The sequence below is a fragment of the Sphingomonas sp. RS2018 genome, assembly GCF_054489605.1.
In genome coordinates this window covers 152,812-171,982 of record NZ_JBTMWL010000001.1, presented here as the reverse complement: position 1 = coordinate 171,982, position 19,171 = coordinate 152,812, and the positions used below count along the sequence as shown (strand labels likewise).

Genomic DNA, 19,171 nt, shown 5'->3' with positions numbered 1-19,171 from the left:
GGCGGAGAAGAAATAGTTACTCCTCCTCCTACCCCTCCAGCATCAGCTTGGCTGTCGCCTTCGCGCTCCCGACGACACCCGGAATGCCCGCGCCCGGATGGGTGCCGGCGCCGACGAAATAGAGGTTGGGGATGGCGTCGTCGCGGTTGTGGGCGCGGAAATAGGCGCTTTGGGTGAGGACGGGTTCGAGACTGAACGCGCTGCCGAGATGGGCGCCGAGATCGCGGTTGAAGTCGGACGGGGCGTAGCTGAACTTCGTCACGATGCGGTCGTGGATGTCGGGGATCAGGCGGCGACCGACCTCGTCCAGGATGCGCTTCTCGATCACCGGCTTCAGCGCGTCCCAGTCGCCGACGAACTTGCCCTGATGCGGCACCGGGGCGAGCGCATAGAAGGTCGAGTGACCCTCCGGCGCCATCGTCGGATCGGTGACGGTCGGGTGGTGGAGGTAGAGCGAGAAGTCCTCGCTGAGCATCCCGGTGTCATAGATGTCGGTCAGCAGCTCCCTGTAGCGCGGGCCGAACAGGATCATGTGATGCGGGATGCCCGGCCACGTGCCCTTGATACCGAAATGCACGACGAACAGCGACGGCGAGAAGCGCTTGCGCTCCATCTTCGCGGCGGTGCGCTGGCCCGAGCGCGAGCCGGCGAGCAGGGTGCGATAGGTGTGGACGATGTCGGCGTTGGAGGCGATCGAATCGGCCTCCAGCGTTTCGCCGCTCGCCAGCGTCACGCCGGTCGCGCGGTCGCCGAGCGTGTCGATGCTCGCGACCGGGCTGGAGAGGCGCAGTACGCCGCCCAGCCGCTCGAAATGGCGCACCATCCCCGCCACCAGCCGGTTGGTGCCGCCCTGCGCGAACCAGACGCCGCCGTCGCGCTCCAGCTTGTGGATAAGCGCGTAGATCGCGCTGGTCGTCATCGGATTGCCGCCGACGAGCAATGTGTGGAAGCTGAGCGCCTGACGCAGCTTCTCGTTCTTCACATAGCTCGACACGATCGAATAGACCGACCGCCACGCCTGGTATTTGGCGAGCGCGGGCGCTGCCGAGAGCATCGACTTGAAGTCGAGGAAGGCGACGTGGCCGAGCTTCTCATACCCCTCGCGGTACACGCCGGCCGAATATTCGAGGAACTTGGCGTAGCCGGCGATGTCGCCGGGATTCAGCTTCGCTATTTCCGAGCGCAGCAGGACGTCGTCGTTGGTATAGTCGAAATTGGTGCCGTCGGGCCAGTTGAGCCGGTAGAACGGATTGACCGGCAGCAGCGTCACGTCCTCGGCCATGTCGCGGCCGGACAGCGCCCAGAGTTCCTGCAACGTGTCGGGCGCGGTGATGACGGTGGGGCCGGCGTCGAACACGAAGCCGTCGCGTTCCCACACATAGGCGCGGCCACCGGGACGGTCGCGCGCCTCCAGCACCGTCGTCGCGATGCCGGCCGATTGCAGGCGGATGGCGAGCGCGAGGCCGCCGAACCCGCTGCCGATGACGATCGCGCTTCTCACACCGTTTTCCCCATGATGGCGGCGACCGCACGACCGATCGGCACGGGCGGTCGTCCGATAAGTACGCGCGCCTTGTCCGCCAGCGTCGATCGCGCCGCATAGAAGCGCGCGACAAGGCCGGCATCGAGACCGTAGAAGCGTTCCAGTACGCGGTAGCGCTCCGCCGGTTCCGCCGCGCGGAACAACATGGCGTCGAGCATGCGGTAGAAACCGCGCGCCTTCCACGCACGGGCGGCGTGATCGTGGGTCAGTCGGGCTAGGGCCGGCCCCGACAGATCGTCGGCGCCGGCGATCAGCGCGGCGGTACGCACCGCGTCGGGCAGCGAGTAGCCGGTGGTCGGGTGGAACAGCCCGGCGCGCACCCCCGCCTTCGCCATGTCGGCGCCGCCGCTGGCCCAATAGCCCTCGAAATCGCCGCCGATGACGACGGGCAGGCTGCCGGCTTCCTCCCGCGCGACAAGCTTCTTCCGCCAGCCCTTGGCGGCGGCATAGGTGTCGATCCGCGCGGCCAGCGTCGCCCGGTCGATGTCGGGCGTGTCGCTGTAATAGGTGTCCTCGACGAACATGCGGTCGGGCGCGAAGGGCAGGGTGTAGACGAAGCGATAGCCGTCGTGCTGGTCGACGGTCGCATCCATCACCATCGGACGTTCGGCGCCGTGCGGGCGCTTCAGCACCAACTCGCGGCCGAGGAACTTCTGCCAGCCGACCTGCAGCGTCGAGAGGTCTGCGGCACCGCGGCAATCGATCACGCCCCCCGCCTCGACCCGCTCGCCATCGCCCAGCGTGACGCTGGTCGGGGTGACGGCAAGCACCTTGCGCCCGGTCAGGATCGATTCGGGTGGCAGCGCGGCGCGGACGATCGCGTCGAACCGCTCCGATGTGATCGAGTAATAGGTGGAGGGCAGGGTGCGGCGGCGTTGCGGGAAGGCGACGTCGTAGCTTCGCCAGACATGGGCGACCAGCAGGTGGACGAGATCGCGCTCGGTGCGGGCGATGTCGCTGCCGAAGAACGACCAGACGTGGTTGCCCCCCAACGACTGGCCGCGATCGATCAGCGCGATGCTGAGGTCGGGGCGCCGTTGCCGCAACGCGAGCGCGATGAGCCCGCCCGACAGGCCGCCGCCGACGATCGCGATGTCACAGGTGATCGTTTCCGCCACGTCGGCAGGCCTAGACCAAGGTATCATGCGGGGAAAGGGCGTGCGCGTGCATCGACCGGCAAGGTTCGTGCGGCTATGAAGCGCACGCAATGTCCATCGCGCTTCCCCTCGCCCTGTCCGCTGTCGCGATGACGCTGATCGTGGGCGTGCGCTATCTGCTGGCGAGCGGGGGGTTCGCGCTGGCGACGCGGTTGACGCGGCCGGGGCATTACCGGGGGCTCGACGCGCAGATCCGGCGCGAGATCGGCTGGAGCCTGGCGTCCGCGGCGATCTACGGGATTCCCGCCGGCGTCGTCGCCTGGGGGTGGCGCACACAGGGCTGGACGCTGATCTACGAGGGGTGGGACGCCTGGCCGCTCTGGTATCTGCCGGTGTCGGTTTTCCTCTATCTCTTCGCGCTCGACACCTGGTTCTACTGGACGCATCGCTGGATGCACCGTCCGGCGGTGTTCCGGCGCGTCCATGCCGTTCATCATGCCAGCCGCCCGCCCACCGCATGGGCGGCGATGGCGTTCCACCCGATCGAAGCGGCGACGCTGGCTGTGGCAATTCCGCTACTGGTGTTCGTGATTCCGATCCATGTCGCCATGCTCGGATTGGTGCTGACCATCATGACGGTTATGGGGGTGACCAATCACATGGGGTGGGAGGTTTTCCCGCGGTTCATGTGGCGGGGGGCATTGGGGGGCTGGCTGATAACCGCCAGCCATCATCAGCGTCATCACGACGCTTACAGGTGTAACTATGGCTTGTTCTTCCGGTTCTGGGATCGCGTCTGCGGCACCGACCAAGGCGTCGGCGATTTTCGGACGCATCGCGTTCGCCGCAGCGATGCTGACGGTGACGGGAGCCGCGCCGGTCGCGCGGCTTGAGCTGGACATGGACGGGCTGCGGTCGGCCAAGGGCATGATCCGCATCTGTTTGACCGCCGAGCCCGCCAACTTCCCCAATTGCGTCGACGACGCCCGCGCGCTGACGCGGTCGGCACCGGCATCGGCCGGAACAGCGGTGTTCGACGGCCTGCCGGTCGGCGACTATGCCGCCGCCGTCATCCACGACGAGAACGGCAACAAGAAGCTCGACACGATGATGGGCATTCCGCGCGAGGGCTTCGGCTTTTCGCGCAATCCCGCCATCCGCTTCGGTCCGCCCAAGTTCGCGGCCGCGCGATTCGATCTGGGCGCACGGGGTGGTGCCGAAAAGATACGGATGAAATATCTCCTCTGACCTGGCGGGGGGCTTGCGGACACTTTTCGGCGAGGCGGCGTTACGCAGCCGAAATATCCCGTCGGAGTACGTCCCCGTGAAGATCGCCTTTCCCTTTGCCGCGGCGCTGACGCTGCTTGCCGTTCCCGCCGCTGCGCAGGACGCGACGCTGCCCCCCGACCAGACCGTCGCACCGGCTGCGGCCGAGATCGACGCGAACGGTGATTCGCTGACGATCGGCGGCGGCGTGGCGTGGCTGTCCGACTATGAAGGGTCGAACGACTATCGCTTCGTGCCCGCGCCGGGGGCGCTGGGCAGCTACAAGGGCTTTTCGTTTCAGCTCGCCGGCAACCGGCTGAGCGTCGACCTGATCCCCGATCGCAATCCGTCGGGTTGGGACATCCAGGCCGGGCCGATCGCGGTCGTGAACCTCAACCGCAATTCGCTGAAGACGATCGAGGACCGCCGTATTCGCGCGCTGGGTGAACTCGATACCGCGATCGAACTGGGCGCCTATGTCGGCATCGGCAAGACCGGCGTCATCACCAGCCCCTACGACCGGATTTCGGTGTCGGTCAGCTATCGCAAGGACGTGAGCAACGTCCACGACAGCGGCGTCTTCCAGCCGTCGATCACCTATCTGACGCCCTTGTCGATGAAGGCGGCGGTCGGCCTGTTCGCGTCGGCCGAGCGCGCCGAGCAGGGCTATGCACGGACCTATTTCTCGGTGAGCCCGATCGGTTCGGCGGCGAGTGGCCTGCCCGTCTACAACGCGCAAGGCGGGTGGAAGAACTATCGGGTCGGTGCGGTGGCGACCTATGCGCTGACCGGGGACCTGCTGCACGGGCTGAAGGTCGTCGGCGGCGGGACGTACGGCCGGATGCTCAACGAATTCGGCGATTCGCCCGTCACCAGCGTCGCCGGCAGCCGCGATCAGTGGCTGGGCGCATTGGGGCTCGCTTATACGTTCTAAGCTGCTGCTGGACCGGCGCGCCTGAGTCCTCTACACGGCCGATATCCCCGGGGGACCGCTGACGGCGGTTGAGAGGCGACCACGAGGTCGCGACCCGCCGAACCTGATCCGGGTGATGCCGGCGTAGGGAGGGAGGCGGCGTCGCCACCGGCCCCGTTCCCCTCCGACATAGGAGTGGAAGACCATGGCCGATATTCCCGCCCGCACCGAACTGAAGGTCACGACCGGCCCGATCCGCGGCAGCCGCAAGATCCACGTCGGTCCGCTGAACGTCGCGATGCGCGCGATCGACCTGGAGCCGTCGTGCGGCGAGCCGCCGCTGAACGTCTACGATACCAGCGGTCCCTACACCGATCCCGATGCGCGGATCGACATCATGGCCGGTCTGCCCGCGCTCAGGAACGACTGGATTGTCGGGCGCGGGGACGTCGAGCGATACGACGCGCGCGAAATTCGCCCAGAGGACAATGGCCAGCTGGGGCCGGACCGCTCTGGCGGGGTGCAGCCCTTCCCGAAGCCGATCCGCCGTCCCTTGCGCGCCAAGGCCGGTCATAACGTCAGCCAGATGCACTATGCCCGCCGCGGGATCATCACGCCCGAGATGGAATATGTCGCGACCCGCGAGAACATGGGCCGCGCCGCGCTGATCGGGCATGTCCGCGATGGCGAGAGCTTCGGCGCGGCGATCCCCGATCACGTGACGCCCGAATTCGTCCGCGACGAGGTGGCTCGGGGCCGCGCGATCATCCCGAACAACATCAACCACCCCGAATCCGAACCGATGGCGATCGGCCGCAACTTCCTGGTGAAGATCAACGCCAACATCGGGAATTCGGCGGTCGCCAGCAACGTCGCGCAGGAAGTGGACAAGCTGGTCTGGTCGATCCGCTGGGGCGCCGACACGGTCATGGACCTGTCGACCGGGCGCAACATCCACGACACGCGCGAATGGATCATCCGCAACTCCCCCGTGCCGATCGGGACGGTGCCGATCTATCAGGCGCTGGAAAAGGTCGGTGGCATCGCCGAGGAACTGACCTGGGACATCTTCCGCGACACGCTGATCGAGCAGGCGGAGCAGGGCGTCGACTACTTCACGATCCACGCCGGCGTGCGCCTGCCCTACATCCCGATGACGGCGAAGCGGGTGACGGGGATCGTCAGCCGCGGCGGGTCGATCATGGCGAAATGGTGCCTCTCCCACCACAAGGAGAGCTTCCTCTACGAGCATTTCGACGAGATCACCGAGATCATGAAGGCGTATGACATCGCCTATTCGCTGGGCGACGGCCTGCGCCCCGGATCGATCGCCGATGCCAACGACGAGGCGCAGTTCGCCGAGCTCTATACGCTGGGCGAGCTGACCAAGCGCGCGTGGGACCAGGACGTGCAGGTGATGATCGAGGGGCCGGGGCATGTGCCCATGCACAAGATCAAGGAGAACATGGACAAGCAGCTGGCCGCGTGCGGAGAGGCGCCCTTCTACACGCTCGGGCCGCTGACCACCGACATCGCGCCGGGATACGACCATATCACCAGCGGCATCGGCGCGGCGATGATTGGGTGGTACGGCACGGCGATGCTCTGCTACGTCACGCCCAAGGAGCATCTGGGCCTGCCCGACCGCGACGACGTGAAGGTCGGTGTCGTCACCTACAAGCTGGCCGCCCACGCCGCCGATCTCGCCAAGGGCCACCCCGCCGCCAAGCTGCGTGACGATGCGCTGAGCAGGGCCCGATTTGAGTTTCGTTGGCGCGACCAGTTCCACCTCTCGCTCGATCCGGATACGGCGGAATCCTATCACGATCAGACGTTGCCGGCGGAGGGGGCGAAGACGGCGCATTTCTGTTCGATGTGCGGGCCGAAATTCTGTTCGATGAAGATCACGCAGGAAGTGCGCGATTTTGCCGCCAAGCAGAATGCGCCGGTCGAGACGTTCGTCGCGGCGGAAGAGGCGGAGGCCGGCATGGCGGCGATGAGCGAGACGTTCCGTGCGAAGGGTGGCGAGGTGTATCTGGCGGCGGAGCCCGAGCGCGGATGAATTGCGCGCGATGACGCGGCTGGCGCAGATCGCGCTGCTGGTCCGCGACTATGACGAAGCGATTGCATATTTTGTCGGTGTCCTCGGCTTCACGCTGGTCGAGGACACGCCGACAGCGACGCGCGGCAAACGCTGGGTGGTCGTGCGGCCGCCCGGCGACGGCGGCGCGGCGGTGCTGCTGGCGAAGGCGGTCGGCGCGCGGCAGGAAGCCGCCATCGGTGATCAGGCCGGCGGGCGTGTGTTCCTGTTCCTGGCGACCGCCGACTTCGCCACCGATCATGCACGGATGACGGCGGCGGGGGTGCGCTTCACCGAAGCACCCCGGCAGGAGCCCTATGGTAGTGTCGCAGTGTTCGAAGATCTCTACGGCAATCGCTGGGATCTGGTCGAACAGCGTTCAGCCGGCGCATAACTGCCGCACCTCACCCCAGCAACGCCAGCGTCGCTCCGTCCCGCTCGCCCGCGTAGAACGCGTCTAGCACGTTCCCGAACACTGGCGCGCCGCCGGCGGCTTCGAACAGGGTGGCGCTCGAGCGGAGTTTCGTTGCGTCGATGGGGCCGAGGATCGTGTCGGCGGGGGTGGTGCGGTGCTGTAGCAGGGCTTCCGCCGCGGCGATCAGCCTTGGGCCGAGGACGGGGTGGGCGAGGTAGGCCTGTGCCTCGGCCAGGTCGGCGATCGCGTAGTGGCGGGCGGTGTCGCTGTGGCCGAGGCCGGCGATCTGGGGGAAGATGAACCACATCCAGTGGGTGCGTTTTCGGCCTGCGCGCAGTTCGGCGAGGGCGGTGTCGTGGACGCCGCCTGCCTGGGCGGTGACGAAACGATCGAGGGGGTCGGGTGGGGTGGTCATGGCGGGTCAACGCCTGGGCGGCGGGAAGGGTGTCGAGTGGGGGCGTGTCAGGCCCTTCGACTTCGCTCAGGGCGACCGGTGGGAGGGGCTGGCGAACGGCGGTGTGGGTCGAACCATGTCCTTCGACGTCGCTCAGGACGAACGGCTGGGCGGGGAACGGTGTCGCCCCACGACGTTAAAGAGCCGCCGGTCGTGAGACCGGCGGCCCTCCAGTGTCCGTCTGCCGGGGGGTGGTCCTGCAGACGGACCGCTAGCGTGGGTCGGCGGCCGGAGCACCGCGACGCGGGACCGGGCCGAAGCCATGACGGGCTGGGCGATATCGAGCCCCGAAGCCGCCAGCCGTAAGGCGCAGGCCCCGTTCGCGTCGCGCGACCGGGCCGTCTTCGCCACCCTCATCACCACCGTCGTTGCCGCGACCTGCGTCGGGCATCGACGATCGGGCAGCGAGGCTGCGTGACCGGGGACGGGTTTAGCCGCGCGCCGGCGCGACGGAAGCGTGGGGCTACCCGATCTGGCGGCAAGGTACTCATTCTGGCGGATATAGCCGGGCATCGCACGACGTCGGCCTGATTTCCGCGTCGGGTCGCGGTAAGTGGTCTGCGTGAGCACCGCACCGCCACCCATCCGGATCGTGACCCGCCTGCTGGCGCGGATGCAGACGAGTATCATTTCGGAAGGGTTGTCGTTCGCGAGCGGCAATCTGGACCGGTTCGCGATGCTGTCGCTGATCGTGCGCCAGACCGTCGGCCCGGCCGAGGAGCCGGTGCGGCCGATGCCAGTGCTGTCGCTCGCCAATTCGCTGTCCGCGCCGTACGAAACCGTGCGTCGCAACGTCGCCGCGCTGATCGCCGCCGGTCTGTGCGAGCGCCACCCCGGCGGCGTCGCGGTGAGTGCCGCCGGGCAGGCGGCGCTGACCCCGTATATGATGCACGTTCACGCGGCGCTGGGGGAATTCGTCGCCGCCCTGCATGCCGCGGGCGTGCCATTGCCGTCGCCCCGCCCCGCCATCCCCTATTCGCCGGTATCGGGGGTGCGCGCCGCCGCCGATATCATGCTGACCGTGCTGGACGGCAATCGTGCGCCGCACGGCAGCTGGCTGCAGCTCGTGGTGTTCTCCGCAGTGATGGACCTCGGCTTCGCTACAGTGACCGACGATGTCGAACTGTCGCGCCATTATGCCGACGAGCGGGAGGTGGTGCCCGATGCGGCGATCCCGCCGACGCGGGTGGCGACGGTCGCCCGCCGGCTGGGTATGCCAGAGACGACGGTGCGGCGGCAGCTGGCCGCGATGGTGGCGGACGGCCGCGTCGAACGCGAGGACGTCGGCTATCGCGTGTCGCAGCAGTGGCTTAACCTGCCGGAGAATATCGAGGTAAGCCGCACCAGCTATATGAACATCCGGCGGGTGATGGAGCTGCTGGCGGCGGCTGGGTTTCCGTTTCCGTGAAGGGGTACTGGTCTGGCGACGTGCCGGTCGTGACGACGCCAGCAGCGCCAGACCGTTCGAGCAGGCGGGCTGCCTGGCCGAGCGACGCGCACGTCAATCGCGGGTAGCCCGAAGGGCAAGGAAGCGCCGAAGATCCACGTTCCCGGCATATGTCCGTACGCTATCCCGCTGCGGGACGGTGATGGCCTGCGTGTCCATTTTGGATAGCGACGTCGTAGACCCTCCAGCCAGCGCCCGATATCTGCCGTCGCTGGAAACCGCGCGATCGATCTGCGCGACAGGGGCAGAGACGAAGAGACATTCCCACAAGCTGATGGCCGGCATCGTGGCCGGCCTGATGCTGAGCGGCAGCGCCAATGCGGCCGTCATCACCAAGCGGTATGAAATCACGGCAACCTATTCGAGCGGGCCGATATCCAAGGTCGTGTCGTCGTTCGATGTGACCTTCGATCCGTCGCTCAACGCCGACCAGGCGGTGACGTTCGCGAACTACACGACGACCCAGAGTTCGGTGTTCGGCGCCGCGTTGGCCACGTTCAGGTATACACCGGCACGGGACGACAGGTATCTTGGCAGTCCGGAGATGCGGATCCTGAGTATCTATGGAGCGGCAAACGGCGAATACATACAACCGCCGACCAATGATTTCAGGCATGTGATGGCTGTCGACGCCTCCGGCAATTTCGTATCCGATCACCGAGCGAACGGAAGCTATTATGTCGCGGGATCGACGGAGGGCTTTGGCAGCAGCTTCAGTGCCCGCGACATCACGCCGGCGCCCACCGCCAGCGATCCCACCGCAGCCGTGCCGGAACCGGCAACCTGGGCGATGATGCTGTTCGGTTTCGGCGGCATCGGTGTCGCCGTTCGCCGTCGACCCAAGCTTACCACGCAGGTACGTTTCGCCTGACACGAATACCCTTTGAGGCATTCGAAGAAGCCGTCGGTAGCGAGGCCGGCGGCTTTTTGTTCGATGCCGTACAAACGACGGTGTGAGCGTTTGCGTCGCAGCAATCGCTCGAACGTCATTATAACCAAAAAGGTTATTTCGGCTTGACATCGTCAAGCTCATCTGGCACATAACAGGAACGCTGAGGAATTGCGGGTCGGGAACGCGGACGGTGCCGGGGCGGGCATCGGGTGCGGTCGATGGCGCTGGCCTTGGCGAGCCGCTGCCGGTGGGGCGGGCGGCGCGTGGACGGGTCGGTGGCACGGGGGTGCCGCCGGCCCGTTCGCGTTTCGGGGGCTTTGGGGGAGTGCTGGCGATGGCGAAGTCGACGGGCGGATGGGCGCCAACTGCCAAGGCAGCGGTGAGGGCAAGCGCCGCGGCGGGCGAAGAATTGCGCGTGGTGCGCGGCGGGCGCGACCGGATCGTGCAGAAGAAGCCGACCGACAGGCGCGTGCCGACCGCGTCGCTGCGCCGGTTCTTCGCCGCACTGGGCGAGACGTGCAACGTGCGGCACGCGAGCGACGTGTCGGGCGTCAACCTGACCACGCTGTATCACAAGCGGCGGACCGATCCGCAGTTCGCGGCGACGTGGCGCGAGGCGCTGGCGACCGGATATGAGCGGATCGAGGAGGAGCTGCTGCGGCTGACGCTGGCGACGCTGGCGGGCGAGCGGCCGTCGCTGTTCGATCCGGGCGAGGTCATCAATCCCGCCTCCGGCCTGCCAACCAAGGCGAACGGATCGCCCGACGTGCAGCTGGCGCTGGTGCTGCTGAACCGCCACCGCGCCACCGTGGAGGGGACGGCGCGGCCCAATGCGCATTCGAAGCGATCGACGCCAGAGGAGACCGACGCCTATCTGCGCAAGCAGCTCGACGCGCTCGCCAAGCGGCTGCGCGCGGTGGGCAAGTGAGCGTGCCAAAGGGGTCGCGGCGACCGCGACCGCCCAAAGTGCGGGCGGCGACGGCGGGTGAGGCGAAGGTGTCGGATGCGATCGCGGCGGGACTGCATGATCCGCTGGGCACGTTGGCGGAGTTGCCGGCGGCGTTCCGCGATCGGCTGCTCAGCGACGTGCCGATGATCCATCGCCGCGAGATGGTGGTGCGGTGGCGGGCTTGGGCGCATGACGGGCAATATGAGCCGGAGGGCGACTGGCGGGTGTGGCTGATCCGCGCCGGGCGCGGCTTCGGCAAGACGCTGGCCGGGGCGCAATGGTGTGGGCGCGGGCGCGCGAGGGCAAACATGTGCGGATCGCGCTGGTCAGCGGCACGATCGACGACGTGCGCCGCGTGATGATCGAGGGGAAGAGCGGGCTGCTGGCGACCGGCTGGGACGACGAGACCGCGAAGTGGAACGCGGGGCGCGGCGAGCTGGTGTTTCCGAACGGCGCGCGGGCCTATGCCTATTCGGCGCTGTCGCCCGAGGCGCTGCGCGGACCCGAGCACAGCCACGCGTGGTGCGACGAGCTGGGCAAGTGGCGCGCGGGCGAGGCGGCGTGGGACAATCTGATGATGACGATGCGGCTGGGCGATCGGCCGCGCACGCTGGTGACGACGACGCCCAGGCCGACGCGGCTGATGCGGCGGGTGATGGCGCTGCCCGATGTCGCCGAGACGCTGGGGCGGACGCGCGACAATCCGCATCTGCCGGCGAGCTTTGTCGATGCGGTGACGGCGGAATATGCCGGCACGCGGCTGGGCCGGCAGGAGCTGGACGGCGAGATGATCGACGATGTCACGGGGGCGCTGTGGACGCGCGACACGATCGAGGGGTGCCGGGTGGCGGCGGCGCCCGAACTGGTGCGCGTTGTCGTCGGTATCGACCCGAGCGTGAGCGCGGGCGGCGACCTGTGCGGGATCGTCGCGGCGGGGCTGGGGGCGGACGGCGTCAGCTATGTGCTGGCGGATGCGAGCGTGGGCGGCGTCTCCCCCGAACGCTGGGCGCGGGCGGCGGCGGCGTGCGCGCGGGCGCATGGCGCCGACCGGGTGGTGGCGGAGAAGAACCAGGGCGGCGACATGGTGCGCGGGGTGCTGAAGGCGGCCGACGCGGGGATGCCGGTGGTGCTGGTCCATGCCTCGCGCGGGAAGGCGGCGCGAGCGGAGCCGGTCGCCGCGCTCTACGAATGCGGGCGGGTGCGGCATGTCGGCGTGTTCCCGGGGCTGGAGGACGAGCTGTGCGGGCTGGTCTCCGGGGGCGGGTACGAGGGGCCGGGGCGCTCGCCCGACCGGGCGGACGCGTGCGTGTGGGCGCTGACCGAGCTGATGCTGGGGGGGCGCGGGGTGGCGAGCGTGCGGGGGTTGTAGGCTGTATCGGCCTTCCGCCCAGGCGGGCCTGCAAAGCGCAGTTCGCCTGCGCTCCGGTGCTCACGTACTGAAGTACGCTGCGCTCCGGTGCTCGGCGAACTACACTTTTCGGCTCCGCCTGAACGGAATTCCGACACACCCTACTGGCTGGGACCGCCGTGATGGCAGCAACGGGAAGGACACGATATGAAATTGTTCGGGCGGAAGTCCGGGCGCGAGGAGTCGCGTCCGGCGTTGTCGCGTGGGGTGGCGGGGCCGGCGTTCGGCGCGTGGCCGAGCGGGTATGAGGCACAGCTGCGCGAGGGCTATGCGACGAATCCGGTGGCGCAGCGCGCGGTGCGGCTGGTGAGCGAGGCAGTGGCGAGCGCGCCGGTCGATGCGTCTGCGCCGGAGCTGGCCGCGCTGGTCACGACGCGGAGCACGGGACAGGCGCTGCTGGAGACGGCGGCGGCGCATCTGCTGCTGCACGGCAACGCCTATATCCAGCTGATCGGCGACGGGCAGGGCGGCGTGGGCGAGCTCTATGCGCTGCGGCCCGAGCGTGTGAGCGTGGAGGCGGATGCGGCGGGCTGGCCGGTCGCCTATCGCTACCGGGTGGGGGCGCAGTCCGCGCGGCTGATCGCGGACGGGCCGCGGCCCGAGATCGTGCATATCAAGGCGTTCCACCCCGCCGACGATCATCTGGGCATGGGGTGCCTCGCCGCGGCGGCGGGGGCGATCGCGATACACAATGCGGCGACGCGGTGGAACAAAGCGCTGCTCGACAATGCCGCGCGGCCGTCGGGCGCGCTGGTCTATGATCCGGGCGACGGCAGCGCGCTGTCGAGCGAGCAGTTCGCGCGGCTGCGCACCGAGATGGAGGCGGGGTTCGCGGGCGCGGGCAACGCGGGACGGCCGATGCTGCTGGAGGGCGGGCTGAAGTGGCAGGCGATAAGCCTGTCGCCCGCCGACATGGACTTCGTCGGGCTGAAGGCGGCGGCGGCGCGCGAGATCGCGCTGGCGTTCGGGGTGCCGCCAATGCTGCTCGGCCTGCCCGGCGACGCGGCCTATGCCAATTACCGCGAAGCGAACAAGGCGCTGTGGCGGCAGGCGGTGCTGCCGGTGGCGGAGACGATTCTGACGGGGCTGGCGCAGGCGCTGGGCGGGTGGGCCGAGGGCGCGCGGCTCTCCGTCGCGATGGACCGGGTGGCGGTGCTGGCGGAGGATCGCGAGCGGCTGTGGCGCAGCATCGCGGCGGCCGACTTCATGACGATGGCGGAAAAGCGCCGCGCGGTCGGGCTGGAGGAAGCGGCATGAACGGCGCGGTGCTGTCGGCGCCGCGGCTGACGATCGCGGCAGCGGGGACGGGGGCGGGCTGGCGACAGGCGGCGCTGTCGGTGCGGATGGGCAGTGGCTGGACGGGTGTGACGACACGGCGGTTGCCGGCGGTAATCGGGCGGGTCGAGGCGGCGGTGCCGGCGGGCAGTGCATATCTGATCGATCGGCGGACGACGCTCGTCGTGACGCTGGCGCATGGCGGCATGATGCTGGCGGATGCCGATACGACCGGGATCGACGCGGGCGCAAATCGCGCGCTGATCGGCGACGAGATCGTGCAATTCGAGCGCGCGGAACCGCTCGGCGGCGCGCGCTGGCGTCTGAGCGGATTGTGGCGCGGGCGGCGCGGCACCGAGGCGGCGGCGGGCACGGCGGGGAGCGGCAGTCGCTTCGTGCTGCTCGATCCCGGGACGCTGCATGTCGTCGACCTGCCCGAAAGTGCGATCGGGACCGACGTGGCGGTGATGGCGGCGGGGCCGGGCGATCCGGCGGCGGGAGTCACCGTCGAGGCGACGATCGATGGCCGGTCGGTGGCGCCGCCGTCCCCCGTGCATCTGCGCATGGAGGCGGGGACGTTGCGCTGGGTCCGGCGTGGGCGTGCGGGTTGGCTGTGGCGCGACGGAGTCGACGTGCCGCTGACCGAAGAGCGCGAAGCCTACCGGATCGAGCGGGGCGATGGGACGGTCGTTTCAGAGACAATGGCACCGGCGGTGGCGCTGCCGGCTGATGCGGCGGGCGACTGGTCTGTCCGGCAAATAGGAACGCTGGCGCCGTCTGCGGCGGCGAAGCTGCGGCTTTTCTGACACAATCGAAAGGGTTACGAGGATGAGCGATACGACCGCGCGTTTCGCGCTGCCGCTGCTCGCGCCGGGACAGGCGCAGAAGGAGATGTTCCATAACGAGGCGCTGGCGCTGATCGATGTGCTGCAGCACGCGAGCGTCGTCGCGGCAGGGCTCGATGTGCCGCCGACCGCGCCGGCGGAGGGCGCGTGCTGGCTGGTGGGAGCGCAGCCGGACGGAGTCTGGGCGGGGCAGGCCGGGGCGATAGCGGCTTGGACGGCGGGCGGGTGGCGCTTCATCGCTCCACGCGAAGGCTTGGCGGTGTGGGACGCCGCGACGCGCCGATCGCTGCGGCAGAGCGGTGGCGCATGGCAGGTCGAGGTGGCGCCGCCCGCCGCCGCCATCGCGAGCGCGACCGGCGGCTCGACCGTCGACAGCGAGGTACGTGCGAGCGTGGCGGCGATCCTGACGGCGTTGCGCCAGCACCGGCTGATCGAAACTTGATCGAGCGCAAATCTGTGACAGTTCCGCCACACCCGCCGGAATTTGTTCGCTTGCCCTGAAACCATCGCGAAGGTAGTGAGTTTGCGCTGTCCGTAGTGACAACGAAGAAAGGGGAATTTATGCGGAAGCTTGCCATTGTAATGGCGCTCGCGACGACCGCGCTGACGACACCCGCCATGGCCCGCGACGATGCGTGGTATGTCGGCGTCGAAGGTGGCGCGATGATCGTCGAGGATATCGATTTCGATATCCGTACGACTGCCGGCGTGACCACCGCCAACGCCGCGACCGTCGATCACCGTTATGGTTTCGATGTCGACGGCATCATCGGCTATGACTTCGGTGCGTTCCGCGCCGAGGCCGAAGTCGGCTACAAGCGTGCGAACCTCGACGGCTATCGCTCGTCGGTGACCACGCCAGTGTACGGCACCACCGGTGCTCTGGGCAACCAGGCTTCGGGCAACTTCGACTATGCTGGCGGCACCACCTCGGTGCTCAGCTTCATGGTCAACGGTCTGCTTGACTTCGGTGACGATGACGGCGTGACCGGCTTCGTCGGCGGCGGCGTTGGCGTCGCTCGCGTCAAGGCCGAGGACTATGGCCTCAACCGTCGCGGTGCGTTCCTGAACGACTCCGACACGGTGTTCGCTTGGCAAGCGCTGGCGGGTATCCGTGCACCGCTGACCGACAATGTCGACGCGACGCTGAAGTATCGCTTCTTCAACGCCGACGACGTTCGTCTGGTCGACGTGACCGGTCGCGGCTTCGACGGTCGTTACCGTTCGCACAGCATCCTGGGTGGCCTGACCTACAACTTCGGCGCACCGCCGGAGCCGGAGCCCGTCGCTCCGCCGCCGCCGCCGCCGGAGCCGGCTCCCCCGCCGCCCCCGCCGCCGACGCCCGCAGCCGTGCCCTGCACGCCTGGGCCGTACATCGTGTTCTTCGAGTGGGATCGCTCGGACATCACGCCGGAAGCCGGTGGCATCCTCGACAACGCCATCTCGGCGTACCAGAACTGCGGCAACGCGCAGGTCATGCTGGCAGGTCACGCCGACCGTTCGGGCTCGGCGAGCTACAACGTCGGTCTGTCGCAGCGTCGCGCGGACTCGGTCCGTGGCTACCTGACGTCGCGCGGCATTGCCGACGGCACGATCTCTTCGGAAGCGTTCGGCGAAAGCCGTCCGCGCGTTGAGACCGCCGATGGCGTTCGCGAGCTGCAGAACCGTCGCGTGGAAATCACTTACGGGCCTGGTTCGGGTCAGTAATCCACCGTTCGGTTTTGAACGAAATGAGGGAGGCCGGAGCGATCCGGCCTCCTTTTTCTTTGCGTGCAATGAATAGTACGCTTGTTTGGCGAGCATCGCATGCGCGCCCATTCATAGCGACGCTCTCCAGGACCATAAACGAGACTGGTGACGCGGCGCGTTAAGGGCGCGAGGTCCGGCTCGTCTTATCGAGCCTCTCCGAACCGTAATTCAGGCGTCAGTCGGAGGGCTGAGCGATCGCTGCCGCCAGCCAGTCGGGCATGACCGCCTCGCCGAGATCGTCGATGCGACGATGGTCCACACGCAGATCAAGATCGGGATAAACGGCGCGCGTGCGATCCTGCGCAGTGGCGCCGTGTGCGACGACCAGCCGTCGGTTGACCTTCGAGCGGTGATGCATGCGCGCCGTATTCTCCTGCCCGACATAGCAGCCCTTGGTGAAGCTGACGCCGTTCAGTTCGCGCGCATTGCATTCGAGCCAGAGCGTCGCGTCCTGGCCTAGCTCCGCCGCCCCCTCGGTCACGCCGAGCAGCAGGCGCTGGCGGCGCCAACCTGCATTTGCAGCAGTGCCCCCGTCTCCAGCGGCAGACAGCCAGCGCCATCCGAGTTCGGCCAGTCGCGGATCGGGGACGCCCTCTGCACCATCGACCGACCAGTGGACGGAAAGGTCGCTCCGCTCGATCGTCACCTGCCGCCGCAGCCGGTAGAGGGTAAGCCGCCGGGCAAGCGCATCGGCCGCCGTCGCCTCGCAATCGATCAGGATCGCGCCGTCTTCGCCGGCCCACAGCAGGAAATCGAACAGCGCCTTGCCCTGCGGGGTCAGCAGCCCGCCCCATAAGGGCGCATCCGGCGCGACCGCGGTCACATCCTGCGTCACCAGCCCCTGGAGGAACGCGCGTGCGTCGTCACCCGCGATGCGGAGAACGGCGCGGTCGGACAGGATGGTGTGGGACATGATATCGAGATAAGCGAGCGCGCACCGTTTCCAAGCGCGAAAGCCCGATGATGACCGACCGCCTGACGATCCGCCGGCCCGACGACTGGCATGTCCACCTGCGCGATGGCGACATGCTCTCGGCGGTGGCGCCCGCGACCGCGCGCCAGTTCGCGCGCGCGATCGTCATGCCCAACCTGTCGCCACCGGTGACCGACGTGGCGGCGGCGCAGGCGTATCGCGCGCGGATCATGGCGGCACTGCCCGCCGACACCGGCTTCACGCCGCTAATGACCTGCTATCTGACCGACGCGACCGACCCTGACGAGGTCGCGCGAGGCTTCGCGGACGGCGTGTTCACCGCGTGCAAGCTGTATCCCGCGCACGCCACCACCAATTCCGCGCACGGCGTGACCAGCATCGCACACATCGGCGCGGTGCTGGAGACGATGCAGGCGATCGGCATGCCCCTGCTGATCCACGGCGAGGTAACCGATCCGGCGATCGATATCTTCGACCGCGAGGCGGCGTTCGTCGAGCGCGTGCTGCCCGGCCTCCTCGCCGACTTTCCGCGGCTGCGTATCGTGCTGGAGCATATCACCACGGCCGAGGCGGCAGCGGTCGTGCTCGCCAATCCGGAGCGCATCGGCGCGACGGTGACGCCGCAGCACCTCATCATCAACCGCAACGCGATGTTCGCGGGTGGCCTGCGTCCGCACGCCTATTGCCTGCCCGTCGCCAAGCGCGAGCGGCACCGTGTCGCAGTGCGGCAGGCGGCAACATCGGGGGCGCCGAACATCTTCCTTGGAACCGACAGCGCGCCGCACGCGATCGAGGCGAAGCAATCGGGATGCGGCTGCGCGGGGATTTTCAGCGCGCTGACCGCGCTCGAGCTCTATCTCGGCGTGTTCGACGAGGACGGCGTGATCGAGCGGTTCGAGGCGTTCGCGAGCGAAAACGGCGCGCGTTTCTACGGCCTGCCGCTGAACGGCGGCACCGTCACGCTGGAGCGCGCACCGCTACCCGTTCCGACCGCGCTGCCGGCGGCGGGAACCGAGGTCGTACCGTTCCGCGCCGGTGAGACGTTGAACTGGCGCCTGGTTAATTAGAACGGCAGCAGCCGCGATTTCTCGGTGAAGTTCATATAGCCGACGTTGGCGCCCAGCCGCCAGCCGACGCCCAGCCGGATCGGGATCAGCACCGTGCTGCCACGCCGCATGTAGGTCGCGGCGAACCCGCCGACGAAATAGACGCGGCCCTCGACCGCCGGGAAGCGATGGTACAGCTCCTGCGTGTCGACCAGATTGTAGACGAGCACGAAGACCTTGTTGGCGTCGCCGCCGACGTCGAAGCCGACCGACGGGCCGGTCCAGTAGACCTTGCGCTCGCCCTCGACCCGGTGCGTCATAACGCCCGAGCCGTAGCGCACACCGATGAACAGCGCACCGCCCGCCTCTCGCCCGGCGATATAGGCGTCGGGCTCGCCCTGTTCCTTGAGCAGCTTCTCGATCAGCCCGGCAAGCCCTTCGGCGCCCTTGCCGAAGGTGTTCTCGGCGGCGGCCAGGATGTCGTCGCGCTTGTAGGTCGGCGCGGCTTCTGCGGCGGTAGCGCGTTCGGCGAGCGGGTTGTTGGGCGCCGGCTCCTGCGTGACAGGGGCGGGCGGCGGGGCCTCGGCGGGAACGTAAGGATCGGGCGTCTGCTGCTGGGGTGGCGGCGGCGCGGTGCGTGGCGACAGGTCGGCATCGATCGCGCTGTTGGGATCAACGGTCCGCACCTGTGCGGTGACGGGCAGCGTGATCGCGAAGGCGCCGAGCACCGCGATGGCTTTCATAATACGCTTCATCGGATCGATCCCCCTGGTACTGCGCGCATCTTAACCGCGACCGGGCTGCACCCGCAATGAACGGATCGACGCGCGGTCACATGGACGTGATAGGCCGGTTGAT

At 68.2% G+C, this 19,171-nt stretch carries 19 protein-coding genes, 1 pseudogene and 1 riboswitch; of the genes and pseudogenes, 15 read left to right on the top strand and 5 right to left on the bottom strand.

The genetic code is table 11. The annotated features are described in order from the left end of the window. Positions 1–28 precede the first annotated feature (28 nt). The gene (locus ACX40P_RS00890) at positions 29–1,501 is read right to left on the bottom strand and encodes a phytoene desaturase (RefSeq protein WP_459124416.1); all 1,473 of its coding nucleotides are present in this window, start codon (positions 1,499–1,501) and stop codon (positions 29–31) included. Further along, entirely contained in the window at positions 1,498–2,661 is a 1,164-nt protein-coding gene (gene crtY, locus ACX40P_RS00885; RefSeq protein ID WP_459124415.1) for a lycopene beta-cyclase CrtY, read from the bottom strand. The genes ACX40P_RS00890 and crtY overlap by 4 nt, the downstream gene beginning before the upstream one ends. Before the next feature lie 89 nt (positions 2,662–2,750). Between crtY and ACX40P_RS00880 the strand changes: the two genes are divergently transcribed. From ACX40P_RS00880 to ACX40P_RS00860, 5 genes are all read left to right on the top strand, one after another. After that, positions 2,751–3,533: a sterol desaturase family protein gene (locus ACX40P_RS00880; RefSeq protein ID WP_459124414.1), complete on the top strand. Its 783-nt coding sequence runs from the start codon at positions 2,751–2,753 to the stop codon at positions 3,531–3,533. After that, a complete protein-coding gene (locus ACX40P_RS00875) occupies positions 3,493–3,888 on the top strand; it encodes a DUF2141 domain-containing protein (protein WP_459124413.1) in 396 nt (131 codons plus the stop codon). The genes ACX40P_RS00880 and ACX40P_RS00875 overlap by 41 nt, the downstream gene beginning before the upstream one ends. A gap of 82 nt (positions 3,889–3,970) precedes the next feature. After that, positions 3,971–4,840 (top strand): MipA/OmpV family protein, encoded by an 870-nt coding sequence (locus ACX40P_RS00870; protein ID WP_459125195.1) that lies wholly within the window; start codon positions 3,971–3,973, stop codon positions 4,838–4,840. A gap of 38 nt (positions 4,841–4,878) precedes the next feature. Continuing rightward, a riboswitch (TPP riboswitch) is annotated at positions 4,879–4,987 on the top strand. A gap of 37 nt (positions 4,988–5,024) precedes the next feature. Then, positions 5,025–6,881: a phosphomethylpyrimidine synthase ThiC gene (gene thiC, locus ACX40P_RS00865; RefSeq protein ID WP_459124412.1), complete on the top strand. Its 1,857-nt coding sequence runs from the start codon at positions 5,025–5,027 to the stop codon at positions 6,879–6,881. A gap of 10 nt (positions 6,882–6,891) precedes the next feature. Further along, positions 6,892–7,293: a VOC family protein gene (locus ACX40P_RS00860; RefSeq protein WP_459124411.1), complete on the top strand. Its 402-nt coding sequence runs from the start codon at positions 6,892–6,894 to the stop codon at positions 7,291–7,293. Between the two features lie 10 nt (positions 7,294–7,303). Here the strand turns inward: ACX40P_RS00860 and ACX40P_RS00855 are convergent, their stop codons facing one another. Beyond that, entirely contained in the window at positions 7,304–7,729 is a 426-nt protein-coding gene (locus tag ACX40P_RS00855; RefSeq protein WP_459124410.1) for a DUF1810 domain-containing protein, read from the bottom strand. 301 nt (positions 7,730–8,030) lie between these two features. On the opposite strand from ACX40P_RS00855, the gene ACX40P_RS00850 reads away from it, so the two are divergent. The 9 genes and pseudogenes from ACX40P_RS00850 (at position 8,031) to ACX40P_RS00810 (ending at position 16,291) form a co-directional block, all read left to right on the top strand. Continuing rightward, positions 8,031–8,186: a hypothetical protein gene (locus tag ACX40P_RS00850; RefSeq protein WP_459124409.1), complete on the top strand. Its 156-nt coding sequence runs from the start codon at positions 8,031–8,033 to the stop codon at positions 8,184–8,186. A gap of 144 nt (positions 8,187–8,330) precedes the next feature. Beyond that, positions 8,331–9,176: a helix-turn-helix domain-containing protein gene (locus ACX40P_RS00845; protein WP_459124408.1), complete on the top strand. Its 846-nt coding sequence runs from the start codon at positions 8,331–8,333 to the stop codon at positions 9,174–9,176. Between the two features lie 313 nt (positions 9,177–9,489). Continuing rightward, the gene (locus ACX40P_RS00840; protein WP_459124407.1) at positions 9,490–10,086 is read left to right on the top strand and encodes a PEPxxWA-CTERM sorting domain-containing protein; all 597 of its coding nucleotides are present in this window, start codon (positions 9,490–9,492) and stop codon (positions 10,084–10,086) included. A gap of 355 nt (positions 10,087–10,441) precedes the next feature. Beyond that, positions 10,442–11,035, top strand: a complete 594-nt coding sequence (locus tag ACX40P_RS00835; protein WP_459124406.1) for a hypothetical protein — start codon at positions 10,442–10,444, stop codon at positions 11,033–11,035. Positions 11,036–11,199: 164 nt separating this feature from the next. Beyond that, a pseudogene (locus ACX40P_RS00830) lies at positions 11,200–12,425 on the top strand (DNA-packaging protein). A 186-nt stretch (positions 12,426–12,611) separates the two neighbouring features. Beyond that, on the top strand, positions 12,612–13,721 hold the full coding sequence (locus tag ACX40P_RS00825; RefSeq protein WP_459124405.1) for a phage portal protein: 1,110 nt from the start codon (positions 12,612–12,614) through the stop codon (positions 13,719–13,721). Next, on the top strand, positions 13,718–14,545 hold the full coding sequence (locus ACX40P_RS00820; protein WP_459124404.1) for a GTA baseplate fiber-binding domain-containing protein: 828 nt from the start codon (positions 13,718–13,720) through the stop codon (positions 14,543–14,545). The genes ACX40P_RS00825 and ACX40P_RS00820 overlap by 4 nt, the downstream gene beginning before the upstream one ends. A gap of 22 nt (positions 14,546–14,567) precedes the next feature. Continuing rightward, positions 14,568–15,026 (top strand): DUF2793 domain-containing protein, encoded by a 459-nt coding sequence (locus tag ACX40P_RS00815; protein ID WP_459124403.1) that lies wholly within the window; start codon positions 14,568–14,570, stop codon positions 15,024–15,026. A gap of 119 nt (positions 15,027–15,145) precedes the next feature. After that, positions 15,146–16,291 carry an OmpA family protein gene (locus ACX40P_RS00810; protein ID WP_459124402.1) on the top strand — a complete coding sequence of 382 codons (1,146 nt, stop codon included), beginning with the start codon at positions 15,146–15,148 and terminating at the stop codon, positions 16,289–16,291. A 217-nt stretch (positions 16,292–16,508) separates the two neighbouring features. On the opposite strand, the gene ygfZ is transcribed toward ACX40P_RS00810, so the two are convergent. Continuing rightward, positions 16,509–17,246: a CAF17-like 4Fe-4S cluster assembly/insertion protein YgfZ gene (gene ygfZ, locus ACX40P_RS00805; protein ID WP_459124401.1), complete on the bottom strand. Its 738-nt coding sequence runs from the start codon at positions 17,244–17,246 to the stop codon at positions 16,509–16,511. A gap of 50 nt (positions 17,247–17,296) precedes the next feature. Between ygfZ and pyrC the strand changes: the two genes are divergently transcribed. Then, positions 17,297–18,334 (top strand): dihydroorotase, encoded by a 1,038-nt coding sequence (gene pyrC / locus ACX40P_RS00800; RefSeq protein WP_459124400.1) that lies wholly within the window; start codon positions 17,297–17,299, stop codon positions 18,332–18,334. On the opposite strand, the gene ACX40P_RS00795 is transcribed toward pyrC, so the two are convergent. After that, positions 18,331–19,068: a DUF1134 domain-containing protein gene (locus ACX40P_RS00795; RefSeq protein WP_459124399.1), complete on the bottom strand. Its 738-nt coding sequence runs from the start codon at positions 19,066–19,068 to the stop codon at positions 18,331–18,333. The genes pyrC and ACX40P_RS00795 overlap by 4 nt on opposite strands. Between the last annotated feature and the right edge of the window lie 103 nt (positions 19,069–19,171).

What these genes read in the sequence shown, in the direction of transcription:
- ACX40P_RS00880 (WP_459124414.1), top strand. Translation starts at nt 2,751, where the DNA reads ATGTCCATCGCGCTTCCCCTCGCCCTGTCCGCTGTCGCGATGACGCTG.
- ACX40P_RS00855 (WP_459124410.1), bottom strand. Translation starts at nt 7,729, where the DNA reads ATGACCACCCCACCCGACCCCCTCGATCGTTTCGTCACCGCCCAGGCA.
- ACX40P_RS00795 (WP_459124399.1), bottom strand. Translation starts at nt 19,068, where the DNA reads ATGAAGCGTATTATGAAAGCCATCGCGGTGCTCGGCGCCTTCGCGATC.
- ACX40P_RS00810 (WP_459124402.1), top strand. Translation starts at nt 15,146, where the DNA reads ATGCGGAAGCTTGCCATTGTAATGGCGCTCGCGACGACCGCGCTGACG.
- ACX40P_RS00835 (WP_459124406.1), top strand. Translation starts at nt 10,442, where the DNA reads ATGGCGAAGTCGACGGGCGGATGGGCGCCAACTGCCAAGGCAGCGGTG.
- ACX40P_RS00840 (WP_459124407.1), top strand. Translation starts at nt 9,490, where the DNA reads ATGGCCGGCATCGTGGCCGGCCTGATGCTGAGCGGCAGCGCCAATGCG.
- ACX40P_RS00850 (WP_459124409.1), top strand. Translation starts at nt 8,031, where the DNA reads ATGACGGGCTGGGCGATATCGAGCCCCGAAGCCGCCAGCCGTAAGGCG.
- ACX40P_RS00820 (WP_459124404.1), top strand. Translation starts at nt 13,718, where the DNA reads ATGAACGGCGCGGTGCTGTCGGCGCCGCGGCTGACGATCGCGGCAGCG.
- pyrC (WP_459124400.1), top strand. Translation starts at nt 17,297, where the DNA reads ATGACCGACCGCCTGACGATCCGCCGGCCCGACGACTGGCATGTCCAC.
- ACX40P_RS00860 (WP_459124411.1), top strand. Translation starts at nt 6,892, where the DNA reads ATGACGCGGCTGGCGCAGATCGCGCTGCTGGTCCGCGACTATGACGAA.
- ACX40P_RS00875 (WP_459124413.1), top strand. Translation starts at nt 3,493, where the DNA reads ATGCTGACGGTGACGGGAGCCGCGCCGGTCGCGCGGCTTGAGCTGGAC.
- thiC (WP_459124412.1), top strand. Translation starts at nt 5,025, where the DNA reads ATGGCCGATATTCCCGCCCGCACCGAACTGAAGGTCACGACCGGCCCG.
- ygfZ (WP_459124401.1), bottom strand. Translation starts at nt 17,246, where the DNA reads ATGTCCCACACCATCCTGTCCGACCGCGCCGTTCTCCGCATCGCGGGT.
- ACX40P_RS00825 (WP_459124405.1), top strand. Translation starts at nt 12,612, where the DNA reads ATGAAATTGTTCGGGCGGAAGTCCGGGCGCGAGGAGTCGCGTCCGGCG.
- ACX40P_RS00815 (WP_459124403.1), top strand. Translation starts at nt 14,568, where the DNA reads ATGAGCGATACGACCGCGCGTTTCGCGCTGCCGCTGCTCGCGCCGGGA.